Source organism: Actinomyces sp. oral taxon 180 str. F0310, assembly GCF_000185285.1.
Taxonomy (GTDB): Bacteria; Actinomycetota; Actinomycetes; order Actinomycetales; family Actinomycetaceae; genus Pauljensenia.
In genome coordinates, this window is the sequence record NZ_GL622194.1 from 2,062,765 (window position 1) to 2,082,010 (window position 19,246).

The 19,246-nt window shown below is 67.6% G+C and carries 14 protein-coding genes; 7 read left to right on the forward strand and 7 right to left on the reverse strand.

The window, feature by feature from the left end; genetic code table 11:
* Positions 1-18: 18 nt before the first annotated feature.
* From HMPREF9006_RS08820 to HMPREF9006_RS08835, 4 genes are all read right to left on the reverse strand, one after another.
* Complete coding sequence (locus HMPREF9006_RS08820) at positions 19-1,587, reverse strand: alpha/beta hydrolase (protein WP_009213246.1); 1,569 nt, start codon at positions 1,585-1,587, stop codon at positions 19-21.
* Entirely contained in the window at positions 1,584-4,265 is a 2,682-nt protein-coding gene (locus tag HMPREF9006_RS08825) for a bifunctional lysylphosphatidylglycerol flippase/synthetase MprF (protein WP_009213247.1), read from the reverse strand. The genes HMPREF9006_RS08820 and HMPREF9006_RS08825 overlap by 4 nt, the downstream gene beginning before the upstream one ends.
* Positions 4,266-4,474: 209 nt before the next feature.
* Positions 4,475-5,644, reverse strand: a complete 1,170-nt coding sequence (locus HMPREF9006_RS08830; RefSeq protein ID WP_034231605.1) for a glutamate--cysteine ligase — start codon at positions 5,642-5,644, stop codon at positions 4,475-4,477.
* Positions 5,645-5,709: 65 nt separating this feature from the next.
* Complete coding sequence (locus HMPREF9006_RS08835) at positions 5,710-6,948, reverse strand: class I SAM-dependent methyltransferase (RefSeq protein WP_009213249.1); 1,239 nt, start codon at positions 6,946-6,948, stop codon at positions 5,710-5,712.
* A 238-nt stretch (positions 6,949-7,186) separates the two neighbouring features.
* Between HMPREF9006_RS08835 and groES the strand changes: the two genes are divergently transcribed.
* A complete protein-coding gene (groES, locus tag HMPREF9006_RS08840; protein WP_009213250.1) occupies positions 7,187-7,483 on the forward strand; it encodes a co-chaperone GroES in 297 nt (98 codons plus the stop codon).
* Positions 7,484-7,641: 158 nt separating this feature from the next.
* Here groES and HMPREF9006_RS08845 read toward each other — a convergent pair whose 3' ends face one another.
* Complete coding sequence (locus HMPREF9006_RS08845) at positions 7,642-8,460, reverse strand: DsbA family protein (protein WP_034231620.1); 819 nt, start codon at positions 8,458-8,460, stop codon at positions 7,642-7,644.
* Positions 8,461-8,566: 106 nt separating this feature from the next.
* Positions 8,567-8,863, reverse strand: coding sequence for a WhiB family transcriptional regulator (locus HMPREF9006_RS08850; protein WP_003790481.1), 297 nt, complete (start codon positions 8,861-8,863; stop codon positions 8,567-8,569).
* Positions 8,864-9,155: 292 nt separating this feature from the next.
* On the opposite strand from HMPREF9006_RS08850, the gene HMPREF9006_RS08855 reads away from it, so the two are divergent.
* The 4 genes from HMPREF9006_RS08855 (at position 9,156) to HMPREF9006_RS08870 (ending at position 13,873) form a co-directional block, all read left to right on the forward strand.
* Entirely contained in the window at positions 9,156-10,076 is a 921-nt protein-coding gene (locus HMPREF9006_RS08855) for a MerR family transcriptional regulator (RefSeq protein WP_009213253.1), read from the forward strand.
* A 119-nt stretch (positions 10,077-10,195) separates the two neighbouring features.
* Positions 10,196-11,467, forward strand: coding sequence for an AGE family epimerase/isomerase (locus HMPREF9006_RS08860; RefSeq protein ID WP_009213254.1), 1,272 nt, complete (start codon positions 10,196-10,198; stop codon positions 11,465-11,467).
* 90 nt (positions 11,468-11,557) lie between these two features.
* On the forward strand, positions 11,558-13,078 hold the full coding sequence (guaB, locus tag HMPREF9006_RS08865; RefSeq protein WP_009213255.1) for an IMP dehydrogenase: 1,521 nt from the start codon (positions 11,558-11,560) through the stop codon (positions 13,076-13,078).
* A gap of 105 nt (positions 13,079-13,183) precedes the next feature.
* Positions 13,184-13,873 (forward strand): transaldolase family protein, encoded by a 690-nt coding sequence (locus HMPREF9006_RS08870; RefSeq protein WP_009213256.1) that lies wholly within the window; start codon positions 13,184-13,186, stop codon positions 13,871-13,873.
* Between the two features lie 885 nt (positions 13,874-14,758).
* Here HMPREF9006_RS08870 and HMPREF9006_RS08875 read toward each other — a convergent pair.
* On the reverse strand, positions 14,759-15,511 hold the full coding sequence (locus tag HMPREF9006_RS08875) for an exonuclease domain-containing protein (RefSeq protein WP_009213257.1): 753 nt from the start codon (positions 15,509-15,511) through the stop codon (positions 14,759-14,761).
* Positions 15,512-15,591: 80 nt separating this feature from the next.
* On the opposite strand from HMPREF9006_RS08875, the gene HMPREF9006_RS08880 reads away from it, so the two are divergent.
* Entirely contained in the window at positions 15,592-16,716 is a 1,125-nt protein-coding gene (locus HMPREF9006_RS08880) for a GuaB3 family IMP dehydrogenase-related protein (RefSeq protein WP_009213258.1), read from the forward strand.
* Positions 16,717-16,887: 171 nt separating this feature from the next.
* Positions 16,888-19,218, forward strand: a complete 2,331-nt coding sequence (locus tag HMPREF9006_RS08885; protein ID WP_009213259.1) for an ExeM/NucH family extracellular endonuclease — start codon at positions 16,888-16,890, stop codon at positions 19,216-19,218.
* Positions 19,219-19,246: the final 28 nt, after the last annotated feature.

Consider the following 19,246-nt stretch of genomic DNA (forward strand, 5'->3'; position numbering starts at 1 on the left):
GCCTGGGCGCGCGTGCGCCTAGCCGAGGGTCCTCGTGAGCGTCAATGCCACGGAACCCCACGAGGTGTAGAACCCTCCGGCGATGTTTGACGCGATGCCGATGAGGACCGACGAGGTCGAGACCGCGAGGCCGAGGCAACCCAAGCGAGCCAGGTAGGCCGCTCCCGCGCCGATGGGACGCGGGAGAGCGCTCAGCACCGCGGCAACGGTGGGGCGGCAAAAGCGCGACCGCGAGAGCGCCATGTCGGCGAGCTCATTCTTGCCGAGCAACCGCCAGTTGCCGGCCACGCGCCACGTGAGAATCACGAAACACAGTGCGAGCGCGCACATGACAGCCAGGGCCGCGAAGGTGTTGGGGGCCAGCGGACGCGAGCGGTGAGTGACGGTCGTGGCGGCTACGATCGAGCTGAAGGCGCTCGATGCGCGCGCCGTCTGCGCCGTGGGCGGGGCACCAACCGCGGAGGAGACGACGTCGGAGGACCCCCACCAGGCAAGCATCGTCGGCACCTTCTCGATCCACAGGGGACCGGCGTGCCCGCCCGTCGGAGGAATGTCGGTGGTCACGCTGTCGGGTTCCTTCACGGCGTTCGCCATCGCAAGAGCCGCGGGTGCCCCACCGGCGCCGTCGTCGGCCGCCGCCATGGCGTAGATCCGCATTCCGTCGGGTGCGCGCGTCGCGAGCATCGTGGAGAGGGTATTGTCCGCAAGGTACTGCGTGCCCTGGGTCTTCATCTGGCCTTCGATCTGCGTGTCATACCCGGAGAGCATTGCGGCGGCGCCGAAGGTCTCGGGCGTGCGCAGGGCGGTCCACACGGCGCAGTATGCGCCCGAGGAGAAGCCACCGATCATCCACGCGTTGCGGTCGGAGGAAACCCCCGGGAAGTTGTGCCGAATCATCGCTGGAACCTCGTGCGCGGTCCACGTGAAGACCGCGGGGCGTCCGCTAAAATCCGCGCAATCGTGCTCGTTCTCGTCGACGTTCAGGGAGGGGGCGACGACGATCGAAGGCGGGATGATCCCGGCATCGATCGCGTTGTCGAGGGCCTCCTGGATGCTGAGGTTCTGCAAGATGCCGTCGGCAGCGCCGGGGTAGCCGTGGAGGAGCTCGATGACACCGTAGGTCTTTCCGTCACCCGGCGCGTAGTCGCGGGGGACGATGACGTACACGGGCTGAGTGATCCCGCTCGTGGGCCCCGTCCACGTGGTCGTGAGCATGCCGTCGTCGCCGCGCTCGAAGGTGGCGTCGAGTTCGGATTCCTCGAGGGGCTGGCGCTCGGGTTTGGTCTCCGTACCTGCGGCCTTCTTCGTGCCCAACAGCGTGGCCGCAGCGAGGCGACCGAGGTCCCCGCTGGTCTTGACGATGCCGAGAGAACGGTTGAAAACAAGTCCTCCAGCCGCAGTGACGAGCAGCGTGGGAATCAGGATGACGGCGGTTCGGCCGAGCCATCGCCGTGCGCGACGCGGGCAACGCGCGGGGGTCAGGCGAGGAAGGAAGAATGCTCCCGCGAGCAGGGAGACGAGCGCCAGAGCGGCCACAACCGCCAGGGTGCGAAAAGAGGTGAGGGGGATAGAACCAAGGACGCTCATTGCTGATCCTTCTTGCCGTGATTTGACGATGGTTGAGACCCCTCGGCATCGCGCCCGGCTCCGGGGTGAGAGGTCGGCGCATCCTGGTGTCCGATACCTCGGGAGGAACGCAGGTCACCGACCCCCCGAGCGGCACGCTTCGCAAGCCCGCCTGCGACCGAGGCAACGAGCGCGAGCGTCTGCGCCGGACGAAGCGAGGGAACGTAGGCGTGAGCGATGGCCAGCCCGACGGTGGCCAGGGAGGTGGGATCGGGAACAGCCAGATAGAGGGACTGGGTGCGGGGCTTGAACTTGCGTTTGAAGGCGTGCAGAGAGGAGAACCCGTAGAGAGGCTCCATGATGGAGGCCAGCGCGTCGATGAGCGGTCCGAACGCTGAGGTATCGTCCTTGGAACGGGCCAGGGGAGCGCCGGAGAGGGAGAGGATACTCAGCCCCTCCTCCTGGGCGGACAGAGCGGCCTTGCCGATGAGGAACTCGATGGCCGGGCGCCAGCCCTCGGCACGCCTGCGCATCACGTCCAGGGTCAGCCCGATCACCTGCCCGTCGCGGTAGATCGGCAGCCACGAGGTCACGGCGTGGATCGTGTGATCGGAGTCGATTGCGACGAGGATCCGCGTCTCGGGAACGGAGAGCTCGCGCACACCGCCGAGCGTGAAGCCCATTTCGGGCAGGGCCTTGTCCGCGCTCCACGCGTCCGAGATGACGGTGATCTGGTCCTTCCAGCCCTCCGGGCACTCGTCCCAGGTGGTCCACACGGCCTCGACGCCTTCGCGCGTCGCGTGGTTCATGGCGGTGCGCACGTCCTGGTAGGCCTTGCCGCGGAACGCCAGGTCCGGAAGGTCGAGGACGGACTCCTCGGCCACCTGCATGATCGTCCAACCCGCGTCCTTCGCGGCCAGCGCGAGCTCCTCGTGGATGGAATAGAGGGCGGGGGTCAGGCCAGAGGCGAGAGCAAACTCGGAGAACTGGGTGATCGCGGCGCTAGCTTTCCCCGGCGCGTACGCGAGGTCCGCCACGGTCAGGGCAACGCCGCCCGAACCCCGGTAGGCCCCGCCGGCGTCCCCGGTGGGGGAGAGCCACACGAGGTTGCCCTCCCACGTGCTCATCCACCCCAGGGTGCCCGCTCCATGGGTGCGCACGAGCGAGGTCAGTTCCTCGGGCGGGCACGAGCGCGGAATGCGCGGACGTGAGAGCAACGCGCTCAGGATGATTCCGAGGGTGCCCACCCAGGCGATGAGCGGAAGCCACAGGACGGGAGCCTCCGCGATGAGGGTCATGGGGACGAGGGTCGGCTCGAAGATCGAGGCGGTGGCGGTGGGCAGGAGTGCCAGGAGGTAGTCGTGGAAGACCTGCAGGGGTGTCGCATAGTCGGTGACGGTGAGCTCGTCGCTGGAAGCGAGCACCTCGAAGGGAACGAAAGAATCGCTCGTGAGGGCGCCGAGGGCGAGCGCGGCCGCCGCGCAGCCGATCATCAGGGTCGCCCAGCGCCGCAGCAGCGTGATCGTCGTGGATCGCTGGGCGTGAATCGAAAACGCCCGGCGCATCCAAAACACGATGATGCACATCGTCAGATTGAGGATGACGGGAACGAGAAGGAAGGTCGCGGTGGTGAACAACTCGGGGGCGATGTCCCCATCGGGAGTGACCCCTTCGAGGAGTGCGACGGCGCTGGAGATGATCGTTGAGAGACCGAGGACGATTTGGAGTGTGAGCGTCCCCACGTAGGCCAGGCGCCGACCTTTGCGCAGCCCGTACGCGAAGATCACCTGCAGGGTGATGGGCATGAGGCACAGGAGGGTGGCGAAGACCCCCGTGCGGCCCTCGAGCCACCAGGCCGGGCCGAGCGACCAGCGCATCTGCGCCAGGGGTCCCTCCTGCGTCGAGGAGACGACGGTGAGCGCGGCGGCGCACGCCCAGCACAGGGCGGCGATGGAGGCGAGCTGGCGTCGGATGGTGATGTCGTCGCTCGATTCGGACCTCGCCCCGTGAACGCCGGCCAGTCGCGCGGCCACCATTCCCGCCAGGAGCGCCCAGACGCGCGCGTAGGAGATCGCGGATCCGAGGACTGCGGACGACAGCACGAGAACACCGATGAGCAGGAAGCGGGCGCGCCAGCGCCAGCGCGAGCCGAGGGATTCGCCAGCTGCCCCGGCGAGGGCAACGAGGATGAGGCTCGTTCCCCACAGGGTGCCGCTGCCGATGGCGTTGCCCCACATGGAGAACGTGGCGGTCAGAAGCGGGAGGGTCAGCCAGGTCGCGGTGACCCCGATGACCTGCCCGGCGAGGGCAGCCGTCACCCACGCGCGGGTGCCCAGGTGACGTTCCGCCGCGCCTCCGGCGAGGATCATGGTGATGATGCCGAGCACCGCCGTGGCGATGAAATTGCCGGGGATCGCGCCGATGGAGGAGAAAATCGACCACCAGTGCGAGTAGGACGGGGAGGCCTCAAGGGTGACGAACTGGTCACGCCACACCCAGTAGCTCGCCGAGCACGCGGTGAGGGCGACCGTGACGATCGCCGTGGCCGGGCATCCAGAGAGCCATCGCGCAGTGAGACGGGCCAGGGAAGACAGGAGGAGCCACAGCGTCGCGAGGGTGTTTGCGACCGGGGCGATGAGCCTTCTCAGTGGGGGTTCTGTCGGCGCGGGTGCATGTGAGCCGTGCAGGTCCTCAGCCACGGTCTAGTGTCCTCTCCGGTATCTTCTTGTCCGGCCTCAAGGATACGCCGTCGGCCTGAAAAGGGCCTGAAAAAGCGCTGACAAAGTGTCGGTTCCGCGCGGCCGTGGGCCCGCTGACCCAGGCCTCGGGCGTGGGATGCGAGGCGCCGTGGGCGGCACACGTACTGGCGGACGGACGAATCGAGGGAAGGCGGCGTACGCCCCTAGGGTTAGGCATTGAGGGTGGCGAATTCAGCCAGAGCCAGGGGGTGCCCGGCACTCATCTCGGCGCGCATGAGATCGACGACGGCATCAAGGCCCTGTCCGGGGCGAGCGGCCGCCGCCACGGCGCGCTGGCGCTCGTAGGAGGCGCCGATGGTAAGGATTGTCTCCAGGCCCGCGAACTCACTGGCGCAGCCGAGGTCCGCGGCGACGGGGGCGAGCTCCTGCGCTAGGCGCGCAAGCCCGTCCCGGGCGCTTTCCGTGGCACCGTCACGTGAGACGATCAGGGTCGCGTCCATCCCGTAGCGGGCCGACCGCCACTTGTTCTCGGCGACGAACCAATCGGGAAGAAACGGGAGAGGCTCTCCGGCATCGTAGAGCCGTGAGAAGTGCTCGACGAGGACGTGGGTGACCGCGGCGAAGACGCCGACCTCGAACGCATTGGTCGCGGCATCGTAGACGCGGTTCTCGATTGTCCCGAACGCGGGCGAGGGGCGGATGTCCCAGCGCACCTCGTCGAAACCCTCGATGACGCCGGTGCGGACCATGTCGTCCGTGTATGCCTCCAGATCCTCCCACGTGTCGAACTGACGGGGAATACCCGCCGTGGGCAGCTGCTGGAAGACCATCGCCCGGTTGGAGGCGTAGCCGGTGTCCTCGCCCGCCCAGAAGGGGGAGGAGGCCGACAGTGCCTGGAGGTGCCCGAGGTGGGCGGTGAGCGCGGCCTGGATGGGTAGGATCTTCGCGCGGTCCTCGACGCCGACGTGGACGTGGACCCCGTACAGCAGCATCTGGTGTCCCCAGTAGGCGGTGCGTTCGACGAGCTGAGCGTATCGGTCCGAGTCCGTGACCCGCTGTCGGCCCGGGCGGGCGAAGGGGTGGGTCCCGGCAGTGGCCAGGTCGATGCGCAGGTCGGATGCCAGGGGCGTGAGGAAGTCAACGCAGTCCGTGAGATCGGCGAGGCACTCGGCGACCGTGGAACGGGGCTTGGAGACGACCTCGATGGTGTTGAGCAGCATCTCCCGATGGACGCCGGGGTAGAGCTGTCCGTGAGTCGTGGCCCGGTCGATGATGGCGTCGGCGCTCTGGCGCAGGTCGTGGGAGTCGCGATCCACGAGCTGGAGCTCCCACTCCACTCCGATCGTTGAGCGCTCCGAGGAACCGAAGGGCAGAGGCATGTCGTTCCTTTCGCTGGGTGCCTTCATTGTGGCAGGCGAAGGCGGGTCGTCGGCGGAGAGCTTCCTTACAGGTTTGCGGGCAAGCGCCTGCAGACGATGGCACGGTGGCGCCCGTCGACGCGCGTGGCGATGACGGTGGCCTGGCCCACTCCGCTCAGCTTCAGGGACTTGCGCAGGGCGTCGGGATCGATGTCCGCTCCGCGTTTCTTGATCTCCACGCTGCCCGCGTTGAGCGTTCGCAGCGCCGCTGAGATCGCCTTCGCCCGCAGGTTCGTCACCTCCAGGACTTCGAATCGGTCGTAGAAGGGGCTGGCGGGTAAATCGTCCCCAGTCAGGTATGCGATCGAGGGCGAGACGATCCCGGCGCCGACGAGCCGAGCGAGCTGGGCGAGCATCCCCGAGCGAATGACCGCCGGGTCCGGCTCTGCGATCGTGTTCCCCAGCGGTACCACGTCAACGACCTCGGCGGGGGCGTTGGCCTCCTGACCGTCGCGCGAGGAGATGCCGTGGGCCGCCCCGGTCTCGTCCAGGAGGAGGCACGAGCGCCCCGGTCCCTCGGGGGCGAGAGGGGGAGACCACAGCGATGCCTCAACGAGGTCGCCTCCCACGCTGACCCACTGGGCGTGCCACGTGGGTGGGATCCGATCGTAGGCGATGCCGGGCGCGACCTTCACGCCGACGGCGCTGATCGTCTGGGCCCACCTCAGGGCGGAGGACAGGGGAGGAGACCAGCGCTCGGGGTCGGTGATGCGGCTTGAGCCGCGTGCTGCTCCCGTGCGCCTGGCGGGATCCGCGAAGATGGCGTCGACCCCGTCACCGGCCAGCTCGGCGATGTCGAGATCCATGACGTCGCCCAGGCGCACCTGAGCGTCGTCGAAGTCGCGCAGGTTGGCGGCCGCCGCCTGGGCGGCCTCCGGATCAATGTCGACGGCGAGCACCCCCATCCCGAGGCCCGCGATGGCGACGGAGTCTGCGCCGATCCCGCACCCCAGGTCGGCGACCCGCCTCACACCCGCGTCTCGGAATCGCTGGGCGTGGCGGGCGGCCACGACGAGACGGGTTGCCTGTTCGAGACCGTCGCGGGTGAACACCATGTGCGAGGCGATGGGGCCAAACTTTGCACGCGCCGCGCGACGTAGGGCGAGCTGGGTGACAACGGCGGCCGCGAGCTCGGCTGGCACGCCGGAGGAACGCAGGGCACCCGCCAACTCGGGCAGGGACACGGGGGTGGTGTCCTGGCGGGCCTGGAGGGATTCCAGCAGCTCCCAGCCGGGCGAGGAGAGGACGGGGGTTAGGGTGCTCACCGGGCCATTGTGTCATCTTCGCTGCTCGGGCGGGGCATCCGGCATTTGTGGACGACGCGTGACCTCGTCCGCTTCACGCCGAGGGTGAACGCTCCTGGCACTCGGGTTGCCCGAGTGCCAGGAGCGCGCCTACACTCTGGAGAGGAAACGCGGAACATCCGCGACCGGTCCTGCACCTGACCCCCGCGACGGCAGGGAAAGGACGAGCACCTTCGTGACAAAAAGAAAGGGAGCGACAATGTCGATCTCCATCAAGCCCCTCGAGGACCGCATCGTCATCCGTCAGGTTGAGGCCGAGCAGACCACCGCCTCCGGCCTGGTCATCCCGGATACCGCCAAGGAAAAGCCCCAGGAAGGCGAGGTTGTCGCCGTGGGTCCGGGTCGCGTTGACGACAACGGCAATCGTGTTCCCGTCGACGTCAAGGTCGGCGACACCGTCATCTACTCGCGTTACGGTGGCACCGAGGTCAAGTACGACGGCCAGGAGTTCCAGATCCTGTCCTCGCGTGACGTCCTGGCGGTTGTCGAGCGCTGAGGTCTCTGAGATCGCCTCACCGGCGATGAGGGGCGGCCCGGAAGGATTCCTTCCGGGCCGCCCCTCTTGTGCTGGTGTCGCGGCGTCCCGCTCCTGGCGGGAGCATTCCGGCGAAGCGCGCTTGCGTGCCGGAGCCCTCAGGCTGGCGACGCGGGATCTCAGGAGACGGTCTGAGCAGCCTGGTCCATAATCGTCGCGCGCACATAGGAGGCGTCCCGGTAACCGCTGATGAAGGCCTTGTTGATGAACATCGTGGGGGTGCCGGTGATGCCCGCCTGGTGGGCGCGTTCCTTGGCGGCACTCACCTTCGCGGCGGTGTGCTCGTCCAGCATGGTCGCCCGGAACTTCTCCAGGTCCGAGACGCCAGCCTTGGCCGCAAAGTCAACGAGCGCATCCTGCGAATACTGGGGGTGCCCCGTCGGGTCGGCGGCGGCGTAGACGGCGTCGTGAAACTCCCAGAACTTGCCCTGCTCGCCGGCCGCGATGCCCGCTTGAGCGGCGAGCGGTGACGACTCGGTGATCTGCGCCAGGTCGTACCACTCGACACGCAGCGTGCCGTCCTCGACGAGGTCGGCCAGCGCCGGGTCGATCTCCTGGGCGAACTTGGTGCAGTACGGGCAGGCGAAGTCAGAGAAGATCACCAGCGTCACCGGGGCGTTGATGTCGCCCTTGGCCTGGGGGTCATCCGCCTGGTGACGCATGAACGACTCCATGATCGTCAGGTTGTTCTGATTCGTTTGACTGGGGGCGGCGGTCTCGGCGTTGGCGGGTGCCTGTCCGGCGGCCGTTGTGGCTGCCGTCGGGGTTGGCGATGAGGATGCCGATGGGGCGGAGGCAAGCTGCACGCCCATCCACACGCAGGCTCCTGCGAGGATCGCCGTGATGGGAGCGGTGACGAAGAACAGCGTCTTGTAAGGGGTGGACGGGTGCTTGCCGGGCGGCGTGCTCGCCGCTTCCTTGGCCTCGTTGGTGGTCATGTGTGCTCTCTGGTAGGTGGTCGTCGATCGGGTCTCGCGGGTCGCGTGGGCAGTAAAACGGTGCGGCATCGCGGTGGCGATGCCGCACCGGCGTTTGCGTCGCGGGTCAGGAAACGCGGCGTCCGCGCCCCGAGGAGCGGATCTCCTCGCGGCGCTCTTCCTCGGTCATTCCGCCCCAGATGCCGTAGGGCTCCTGAGCGGCCAGAGCGTAGGATCGGCACTGCTCGATGACCGGGCAGGTCGCGCAGATCGCCTTGGCGTTTGCCGCGCGGCGTCGGCGCGTGGAGCCGCGCTCACCCTCGGGGTGGAAGAACAGCTCCGTGTCCAGGTCTCGGCACGCCGCTTCGTACTGCCACTCCCATGCGTCGATCATGGGGCCGGGCAGGCGGGAGACGTCAGTCACTTGGGTGCCTCCTTCATGTCTGTCGTGCCGACATTTTCGGCACACGATGCTGGCAAGGATAGACACTTGTGCGGTAGTTATTCAAGCATCTTTCTTGAAGTATGAGCCAGTTCTCAGAATGAGGGAAAATGTCTGTAAAAATGCTGAAAAAAGTATGCTGCAAATGCTGAACGAAATATGAACAACTACGTGAATAACTTAGCGGCAAATCTCGAGGTTCCTCCTGTGGCGATTGTGTGGAGAACACGCAACAATCGAAGTCATACCAGCATGAACAAAAGGGGGAGGGGACATGCCGCGGGCGATTCTCACGCAGTCCACGCAGGCCAATCGCTGTCGCACGGTCTCCTCCGTCGCCGACGAACTGGGCGTCTCGGCCTCGACCCTGCGGACCTGGGAACGACGCTACGGCCTGGGCCCGACGGGGCGACAGGCGGGTGCCCGCCGCCGCTACATGCCCGAGGACGTCGAGCGCCTGCGTGCGATGATCAACCACATCCGAGCGGGGATGCCCGCAGCCCAAGCAGCCCGCCGAGCGCTCGCCGAAACGTCCCTGCATCCGCGCGTGGGACCTGCCAACGCCGCCCAGCTACGAACGGTCGCCCTCGGCGACGACTACCCGCGCCTTGAGGAGGTTCTTGAGGCGACGGTCGCCAGCCACGGCCTCGTTCACACGTGGTCGCGCTTCGTCGAGCCTGCCCTCAAATCCCTGCGTTCCGCCCCCGCCGGTGACCCCGTCGGAGCCGCTCCCGCGCTCATGCTGATCAACGCCTTCCAGCGCGTGTGTCGCGGCGTCTACCACTCGCGTCCCACGCGCGCACTCGTCGGGGGAGACCGGGTCGCCCTCATCAGCGATGCCCCCCACGAGACGGCAGCCCAGGTCATCGGCATCGCCCTGGCCTGGTACGGGTGCGAGGTGCGAGTCCTGTCCAGTGAGGACTACGACGGCGCGACCGCCTGTGATCGATTCCGCGAGTACGTGCGCGGCGGGGTGCCGGCGCTCGCGGTCGTCTTCGGCTGCGGGGCCACGTGCGCGGACACGATCGAGGAACTTGACGCGCGCTACGGCGTCCCCATGATCGTGGTGGGAAGCGATTCCCCCGAGGTCCTTTCGCCCCGGGTGCAAAGGGTGCGCACCGTCAGCGCGTGCGTGGAGGAGGCCCTCGCACTTCTCGCTCCCCAGGCCGACCTGCAGCTGGTTGGCCGTTCCTGAGCCGACCGGTAAGGGTGTGGGCCCCCAGGCTTGACGTCGTTGGCGCACAATCTGCTCGCTGGGGCGAAATGACCTGGTCAGGTGCTACGGTGAGGGTACGTCCCGGTAGGAGAACAGTCATGAACGCCCCCTGGAACAACGAAGACCTGCGCCGTGCCTTCGACGCCGACTTCAACGCGCTCGTCGCCTTCGCGTCCCGGTCGAAGGCGCGCGTCGGCTTTGCTTTCCTGCGCGCGGACGGGCAGGCCGATCTCGGTCGTCCCCTGGATGCCCGGATTAGCGCTCGCATGACCCACGTCTTCGCCCTTGCGCAGATGCGAGGTATCGAAGGAGCCTCTCACCTCGTCTCCCACGGCCTCGCCGCGATGCGCGGCCCGCTGCGCGCCGAGCAGGGTGCGTGGTACGCCGAGGTGGTGCCGACCTCGCAGGATAGCGCCACGCCGGTTCCGCGCGCCCTCCTGTCCCAGCGGGCGCAGTCGGCGATGATCGGAGCGGCCGCGGCGGCCTCCATGCTCGGCCACGAGGGGGCCGCGCATCTGCTCGACGAGCTCGACGCGGATCAGGATCGGCGCTGGTGGGATCCGCGGACGGGCAGCGTGCGCGAGGAGATCGACGCGGCGAGCGGCCTCCGCTCGCCCCTGCGACGCCTCTCCACCAACCTCGACACCGCGCAGGCCTACCTCGCCGCGTGGGAGGCGACCTCCCGGCGTGCCTGGTTCGATCGGGCGCGTGCCATCATGCGCCTCGTCGGCGAGGTCGCCGCGCGCGCCGGTTTCGCCCTGCCCGACCTCTACGACGCGCAGTGGCGGCCCCTGTCGGATGCCGACGACGAGGCGGCGCGCGAACTCATCCGCCCACTGGACACCGTGCCGGGATTGGGCTTCAAGGCGGCGCGCCTCATCGGACAGGTGATCGCGATCCTGCGCACCATGGGCGAGGAGCCCGGAGCGTGGATGCTGGACACGGCCATCGCCCTGTACGACCGGGCCCTCGCCGACGGATGGACGGAGCGGGGAATCGGCGGCTTCGTCTATACGCTGGACCCCACCGGAGCGGTCGCCGCACCCGAGCGCATGCACTGGGTGGTGTGCGAGGCCGCGAGCGCGGCCCGCGTCCTCGCCGAACTCGTCCCCGCCGACCGCGCCGAGGCTCTCGCGGTTGATTACGCGCGCGCGGTGGCGTGGGCCGACTCGCACGCGCGGGCAGGAATGGGCCGGTGGATTCACGAGGTCGGCCCCGATGGCTCCGTGTCGATGCGCGTGTGGGAGGGACGCCCCGACGCTCTCACCGCCGCCCGTATGCTGGCGCGGGGAGCCGCGCCGATTGATCTCACAGTCACGGGAGCCACGATGGCGCGTGCGCGCCGTGCCCACGGGCGCGGCGACGAATGAGAGGAGCCGGGCCCGTCGGGGCGGGCGAGTCCCTGCCTGCCCGGGTGAGGCCGGTACGCGAAAGCCGTGTCGACTGCCTACAATTGGCCCATGGGAGAACTCGCTACACACGATCCTTTCGGCCTGACCGGCCTCACCTACGACGACGTCCTGCTCCTACCCGAGCTCACGGACGTCGTTCCTTCATCCGTTGACACCACGAGCCGCCTGACGACGAATATCTCGCTGCGCGTGCCCCTCCTGTCCGCCGCGATGGATACCGTCACCGAGGCGCGGATGGCTATCGCCATGGCGCGCCAGGGGGGAATCGGTATCCTGCACCGCAACCTCTCGATTGAGGAGCAAGCCGCGCAGGTCCGCCAGGTTAAGCGCAGCGAGTCCGGCATGGTGGAAGACCCCGTGACCGTCGGTCCCAACGCCACAATCGACGAACTCGATCGCCTGTGTGGCCACTACCGCGTCTCCGGCCTCCCCGTCGTCAGCGACGACGGCTCGCTCCTGGGCATCATCACGAACCGAGACCTGCGTTTTGTTCCCCAGGAAGAGTGGGCGACGCTGCGCGTGCGCGACTGCATGACTCCGCGCGACCGCCTGGTCGTCGGTCAGGTGGGCATCTCCCGCGAGCACGCCAAGCACCTGCTCGCCGAGCATCGCGTCGAAAAGCTGCCGATCGTGGATGAGAATGATCGACTCACGGGCCTCATTACCGTCAAGGACTTCGTCAAGACCGAGCAGTACCCCAACGCCACGAAGGACTCGCGTGGACGCCTCGTCGTCGGGGCGGCCGTCGGCTACTGGGGTGACACCTGGGAGCGCGCGAGCGCGCTGGCCGAGGCCGGGGTGGACGTCCTGGTCGTTGATACCGCCAACGGTGGGGCGCAGCTTGCTCTCGACATGATCCGACGAATCAAGGCCGATCCGGCGTTTGAGGGGATCGACATCATTGGCGGCAACGTTGCCACGACCGAGGGTGCCCAGGCGCTCATCGATGCCGGTGTTGACGCCGTCAAGGTCGGTGTGGGACCGGGGTCGATCTGCACGACCCGAGTCGTCGCGGGCGTCGGCGTCCCCCAGATCACCGCGATCCATCTGGCCGCCCAGGCGTGCCGCGAGGCTGGGGTCCCGCTCATCGCGGACGGCGGACTGCAGTACTCGGGCGACATCGGCAAGGCTCTCGTGGCCGGCGCCGACACCGTCATGCTCGGCTCCCTGCTGGCGGGCTGCGAGGAGTCGCCGGGCGAAGTCGTGTTCACCAATGGCAAGCAGTTCAAGCGATACCGTGGCATGGGGTCGCTGGGAGCTATGAGTTCGCGCGGCCGCAAGTCCTACTCCAAGGACCGCTACTTCCAGGCCGATGTCACCTCGGACGACAAGATTGTCCCCGAGGGCATCGAGGGACAGGTTCCCTACACGGGTTCCCTTGCCTCGGTGATCTATCAGCTCGTGGGTGGTCTGCATCAGACCATGTTCTATCTGGGTGCCTCCACGATCGCCCAGATCAAGGCCAACGGGCGCTTCGTGCGCATCACCTCCGCGGGGCTACGCGAGTCGCATCCCCACGACGTGCAGATGACGACGGAGGCGCCGAACTATCACTCCTCCGCTCGGTAGTCTGCGGATCGCTTGAGGAGGCGGGCGGGAGAGGCCAGTGGGCTGCTCCCGCCCGCGCTATCCTAGGGGTGCGAAAACTCACAACCCCGCAAAGGAGCTGCTCACATGCTCATCCTCATCGATCACGCGAACGTCGATTCCATCGCCAAGACCCTGGAATACCTGCCCATTGACGGCGTGACGACCAACCCGACGATCCTGTATCGCGAGGGCAAGGAGCCCCTCGAGGTCCTCCACCAGATCAAGGAGATCCTGCCCGACGGCGCCCAGCTGCACGTGCAGATCGTCTCCGAGCGCGCCGACGACATGGTCGCCGAGGCCCGCGCCCTGCGTGGCGAGATCGGAGGCAACCTCTTCATCAAGCTGCCGGTGACGCGCGAGGGCTTCGCCGCGATCCCGCGCATCGTGCGCGAAGGTATGCAGGTCACCGCCACGGGCATCCACTCGTCTATGCAGGGCTTCATGGCCGCCAAGGCCGGGGCCCGCTACGTCGCCCCCTATGTCAACCGGATGGACAACTACGGCATCGACGGCGTGCGCGTCGCCTCCGAGATCCACCGGACACTGCGCTCCTACGACCTGCAGGCCGACGTCCTGGCCGCATCCTTCAAGAACTCCGAGCAGGTCCTCGAGCTGGTCCGCCAGGGCGTGGGTGCCATCACCGCTGCCCCCGACGTCCTGGCCGCACTCATCAAGAACCCCGCGACGGATGCGGCGATCGCGGATCAGAACCGCGACTTCGGTTTCCTCGTGGGTGAGCGCCGCACGTGGCTGGATCTCATCAAGGAAAAGTGAGCCTTGTGTTGAGGCCCGGAGGCGCAGATGCGCCTCCGGGCTTTTCATGTCATCGGGGTTCTTGCTGGCTGTGGCACAGGTGTTCTTGCTGGCTGCGTTGCTGGGGTTTCTGCTGGCTGTGCCACCGGTGGTCCGGGCACCGTAGGCCTGCCCGCCCGCGCCTCGATCCCTCGGCTCAAAGCCTGGCCGCGAGCCTGCGAGGTGGCCGTTGGATTCTCCTACACCTCGAGAATGGGGCCTCTCGTACACCTCACGGATACCGCGAGCGAGTGCCGTCTTGCTCAGCCGCTCATTCGGCACGTTCGCGGATAGGTTGTTGCTACGCGGATAGGTTGTCGCCTTGCGGATAGGTTATTAGCCTATCCGCGTGTTCATAAGCTATCCGCATGGCCGTTTCCTATCCGCGAGTGGAGGCCTGAGAGCGCGGCGGCGTTCCCCATTGTGTGCCTGATGCATTCCCGCGCGCTAACGCCCGACGCGCTCGTGGACCCCTTGATACGCACGTGGGCAGTGCTGCCTGCGTGCAGGTTGTAGGGTTGAGCATGCAAGTTAAAGGGTTAACGTGCGGAACAGCGGTCATGTGTGCGTAAATCGGGGCGGCGCGCGGGGCGTGGGTCAACGCGCGCATGAGAACCGATTCGCGCGCACGTTTCGATACCGTTAGGCGTGCAACGGCCGTGACGCGTGCTGTCGCGCCTCGGGCATGTCTGACACCTGGACGCCTCGCTCCGGGTCAGGCGGAGCTGACACCTGGACGCCTCGCTCCACCTCGGGCAAGAGTTGCCCACGGAGAAAGCTCGTGGATGTCGTCCCGGACACTCCCTGCAGACTACGCGCCCGCGACGAGGCGGAATAGAGCGATACCTACTTCCGCTGCCTGCGGTCTTACTCCTGATCGCCGCCGCGCCCCCGGGGGGTGATCTGCGGCCACTCCCGGTCGATGGTGGCCTCACGCCCCTGCTTGCGCAGGTACTTCTCGAAATCCTCGGCCCACTCCTGGTGGGCCTGACGCTGGTAGTCGGTCACTTCCAGGGCACTCATGTCTGCCAGCTGCGGGTACTTGTCGGCGATTCCGGCCAGCACGTCGAGGGTCATAGCCACGTCCACCTCGGCAGTGTGCGCGTCGGGGGAGACCGCAGCCCCGTACACGGGGGCCATCTCCGTGAGGGTCTTCTTGCCCTTACGGAAGCGATCAAGCTTACGATCCAGGACCAGGGGATCGACGACCAGCATGGGCGCCCCCTCGAGGCGTTCCTCGAAAGACCCCACGCGATGTCGGCGCAGCTCCTGGTTCACCAACGTGATGTCGTAGCTCGCGTTGAACGCGACGAGGGGGTAGCCGCGCAACCAGTGCTCGACGATGGAACCCGCGAGCTCGTGGAGGACCTCCTCGATGGGGCGTCCCTCGTCTCGCGCCTGCGCGGTCGTGATGCCGTGAACGGCCGTCGCCTGCTCCGGGATCTCGACGCCCGGATCCGTCAGCCACGTGGCAACCTGATCGGGTTCGCTGACGCCGAAGCGGTAGGAGGCGCCGTCAATGCGCAGGACGAGAGCGGCGGTGACCAGGCGGTCCTTGAGGGGACGAACGCCCGTCGTCTCGGTGTCAAAACCCATCCACGGGTCGTCGATCCAGCTCATGATTGCTCCTGTTCTCGCCGGTGACTCCAGTGTGGCAGAGGGCGGGCGCATCTGCGTCGCGGAGGCAGTAGAATCGGCTCATGAGCCACGAAGTGGAGATTGGGCGCGGTAAGCGCGGTCGGCGCGCCTACACCCTGGACGACATCGCGCTCGTTCCAGCACGACGCACCCGCGACCCCGAGGACGTCAACGTGGGCTGGCAGATAGACGCCTACCACGTGGACACCCCCCTCATGGCAGCCCCCATGGACTCGGTGATGAGCCCGGAGACGGCGATCGCGTTCGGGCGCCTCGGCGGCATCGGCGTTCTTGACCTGGACGGCCTGTGGACGAGGTACGAGGATCCGACGCCCATCCTGGAGGAGATCGCGCGCCTCGGGCAGGAAGAGTCGATCGCGACGCTTCAGCGAGTCTATTCCGAGCCGATCAAGCCCTCGCTCATCACGGCGCGCCTCAGGCAGCTGCGCGAGGCGGGAGTGGTCGTTGCGGGCAAGCTCTCGCCCCAGCGCGTCCAGAAGTACTGGCGCGCGGTCGTCGACGCAGGCGTCGACCTGTTCATCATTCGCGGATCGACGGTGTCGGCCGAGCACGTCTCGTCGCGTCGCGAACCCCTGAACCTCAAGCGTTTCATCTACGAGCTGGATGTTCCCGTGATCGTTGGTGGCGTGTGCACCGACACCGCCGCCCTGCACCTGATGCGCACGGGCGCGGCCGGGGTCCTCGTTGGCTTCGGCGGGGGAGCGGCGCACTCGACCCGTCGGTCGCTGGGCGTCCACGCGCCGATGGCGACCGCGATCGCGGACGTGGCTGCCGCGCGTCGGGACTACATGGACGAGTCCGGTGGACGCTACGTACACGTCATCGCCGACGGGGGGATTGGGCGCAGCGGCGACCTGTCGCGAGCGATCGCCTGCGGGGCCGACGCGGTCATGCTGGGTGCCGCAATCGCTCGCGCCGAGGAAGCCCCGGGCAGGGGCTGGCACTGGGGGTCGGAGGCCACGCATCCGGACATGCCGCGTGGCCAGCGCGTGCGCGTGGGGACGACGGGTACGCTCGAGCAGATCCTCTACGGCCCCTCGACGCGCGCGGACGGTTCCCTGAACTTTGTGGGCGCACTCAAGCGGACCATGGCCTCGACGGGGTATTCGGAGGTCAAGGATCTCCAGCGCGCCCAGGTGGTCGTCTCCCCCTACTCGGCGTCCTGAGAGCGAGTTCATCCCCCGCGCGGAATGTGACGGGGGAGTGTCCCGACTGTTTCCATTTTCGCTGGATGTCGTTTACACTTGTCAATACTCGTGTTGCATTGGGTAAGGATGGCCAATGCATGGGGCCTGCTGGTCCCTCACGACGACGTGAGGTTGAGAAGAGGACACCCGATGACCTACGGGAAACGTTCACTAGCTGTCGTTGGAGCGCTCGCGCTGTGTGGCCTGGGGCTTTCCCCGGCCTCGTGGGCGCGGGACGTGGGAGACGATGAGGCTGCCGCGCCTGGGGGTGCGGGCATCGGCGCGGTGAGCGCCCAGCCCTCGCCGACGCCGACCGAGCCCGCGATGAGCGGGGAGGGAGCCACCACCTCGCCCAGCCCCGAGGCCGCACAGAGTGGCCCCGGTGCCGAGGCGGTGACCTCCCAAGAATCGGAGGCGGACACGCCCATCGCGGACATCCAAGCTCTCGGTGAGGGTGACGATTCCGCCCTGACCGGCACGTCGGTCACGACGCTTGGTGTCGTGACCGCCTCCTATCCGGCTGGCGAGTCGTCCCTGACCGGCACCCTGGACGGCTACACGATCCAGACTCCGGGAACCGGCGGCACCTGGGAGGAGGGGAAGAGCCGATCCGACGCTCTCTTCGTCTACGCGGGTAAGGAGGGCACAATCCCGGCGGTCGGCACCTGCGTGCGCGTGAGCGGAACGGTCGGTGAGCTTCCCGCCACGACCGCGAAAGGAAACCCGGAGAGCCTCACCCAGCTCGCCGCCACGACCGTCACCGAGGTGAGCGGTTGCCAGGCGCCGAAACCGACGCCGATCACGGGCGTGCCCCGGGGCGCATCGGCGGAAGCTTACGAATCCATGCTGCTCGCCCCCCAGGGCACCTGGACCATCACCGACAACTATCAGGCCAACCTCTACGGAACCCTTACCCTGACGCCGGGCGATGCTCCGCTGCGAGCCGCCACCGATGTTGTCGCACCCGGTCAGGCGGCCCGCGACTACGAAGCGGACAACGCCTCGAAGGCCATCGCGCTCGACGACGGAGCCAACACCAACCTCCAGAAGGGAACGGCCACCGAAGCCCCCTACGCGTACCTGGCGAACGGGTCTCCCGCACGCGTCGGATACCACGCGACCTTTGCAGCCCCGGTCATCCTTGAAGTCAGGCACGGCTCCTGGATCCTCCAGCCCACCTCCATGGTCGCCGCGCACCCCGATCGTTCCCCCATCGCGATCACGGGGGTGCGCCCCAGCGCCCCGACGCTTGGTGGCGACACCCGAGTCGCCACCTTCAACGTCCTCAACTACTTCTCCGATCTGGGGGTTGACGAGGCCGGATGCACGGGGTATCCCGACCGCACCGGCGCCTTCGTCACCACCAAGAAGTGCAGGGTGCGTGGAGCCTACTCGAGGGAGGCTTTTGCGAACCAGGAAGCCAAGATCGTCTCGGCGATCAATGCCCTGGGTGCGCACGTCGTTGCTCTCGAGGAGATTGAGAACCCGGTCGGCGTGGGGGTGGGGACAGATCGAGACGCCTCCCTGGCTCGACTCGTGTCTGCGCTGAACACGGCGGCGGGGACAGCCGAGTGGGCATACGTGCCATCGCCCCCGATCACCCCGGCGGGAGAGGATGTCATTCGCGTCGCCTTCATCTACAAGCCTGCGATCGTCACCCCGGTGGGCGACTCCCTCATTCACGACGACCCGGCCTTCGCCGGTCTGGCGCGCCAGCCGCTGGCCCAGGAGTTTGCGCGCACCGGCGCGAGCTCCTCGTCCTTCGTCGTCATCGCCAACCACTTCAAGTCCAAGGGATCCGTCCCCGACGGGGCGGGGGAGGGTAACCGCGACAACGGAGACGGCCAGGGCAACGCGAACGCGATCCGAGTCGCCCAGGCCTCGGCCCTCGCCGCCTTCGCCGCTCGCTTTGCCGACAAGCCGACCCTGCTGGTTGGCGACTTCAACTCCTACTCGCAGGAAGACCCCGTCCGAGCCCTGACCGCCAGAGGATGGGAACGCGTCTCGGGCCAGGGGGAAGCATCCTACGTGTACTCCGGCCGCTCCGGTTCCCTCGATCACGTCTTTGCCAACGCGGCCGCCAAATCCCTCCTGGCGGGCGTGACCAGCTGGGCGGTGAACGCCCAGGAATCCGTAGCCTTCGAGTACTCGCGGGCCGGGATGAACGCACACCTGAGGATCGAGGCGGACAACCCCTACCGATCCTCGGACCACAACCCCGAAATCATCGGCCTCACCCTGCTCGCCCCGACCCCCGGAGGCGATCCGAGCCCATCGGCGGAGCCGGGAGGGCCGACCCCCTCCGCGCTCCCATCGCCTCCGCCCGGCTCGAAGCAGCCCCAGGCGCCCTCAGCGGCGCACAAGCACCGCCTGGCGGCCACCGGTTCGCACGCTGATCACGCCGTCCTCCTCGGATCGCTCCTGGCCTGCGCGGGGGGCGTGAGCCTGGGCCTGTCGCGGCGCTGGAGGCGTCGGAGCTGAGCACCCCTTTATCCCAACCATCACGCTG

Coding starts and splice junctions, on each gene's coding strand:
- HMPREF9006_RS08845 (WP_034231620.1), bottom strand. CDS start 8,460: ATGACCACCAACGAGGCCAAGGAAGCGGCGAGCACGCCGCCCGGCAAG.
- guaB (WP_009213255.1), top strand. CDS start 11,558: ATGGGAGAACTCGCTACACACGATCCTTTCGGCCTGACCGGCCTCACC.
- HMPREF9006_RS08875 (WP_009213257.1), bottom strand. CDS start 15,511: ATGAGCTGGATCGACGACCCGTGGATGGGTTTTGACACCGAGACGACG.
- groES (WP_009213250.1), top strand. CDS start 7,187: ATGTCGATCTCCATCAAGCCCCTCGAGGACCGCATCGTCATCCGTCAG.
- HMPREF9006_RS08880 (WP_009213258.1), top strand. CDS start 15,592: ATGAGCCACGAAGTGGAGATTGGGCGCGGTAAGCGCGGTCGGCGCGCC.
- HMPREF9006_RS08870 (WP_009213256.1), top strand. CDS start 13,184: ATGCTCATCCTCATCGATCACGCGAACGTCGATTCCATCGCCAAGACC.
- HMPREF9006_RS08860 (WP_009213254.1), top strand. CDS start 10,196: ATGAACGCCCCCTGGAACAACGAAGACCTGCGCCGTGCCTTCGACGCC.
- HMPREF9006_RS08885 (WP_009213259.1), top strand. CDS start 16,888: ATGACCTACGGGAAACGTTCACTAGCTGTCGTTGGAGCGCTCGCGCTG.
- HMPREF9006_RS08820 (WP_009213246.1), bottom strand. CDS start 1,587: ATGAGCGTCCTTGGTTCTATCCCCCTCACCTCTTTTCGCACCCTGGCG.
- HMPREF9006_RS08830 (WP_034231605.1), bottom strand. CDS start 5,644: ATGCCTCTGCCCTTCGGTTCCTCGGAGCGCTCAACGATCGGAGTGGAG.
- HMPREF9006_RS08855 (WP_009213253.1), top strand. CDS start 9,156: ATGCCGCGGGCGATTCTCACGCAGTCCACGCAGGCCAATCGCTGTCGC.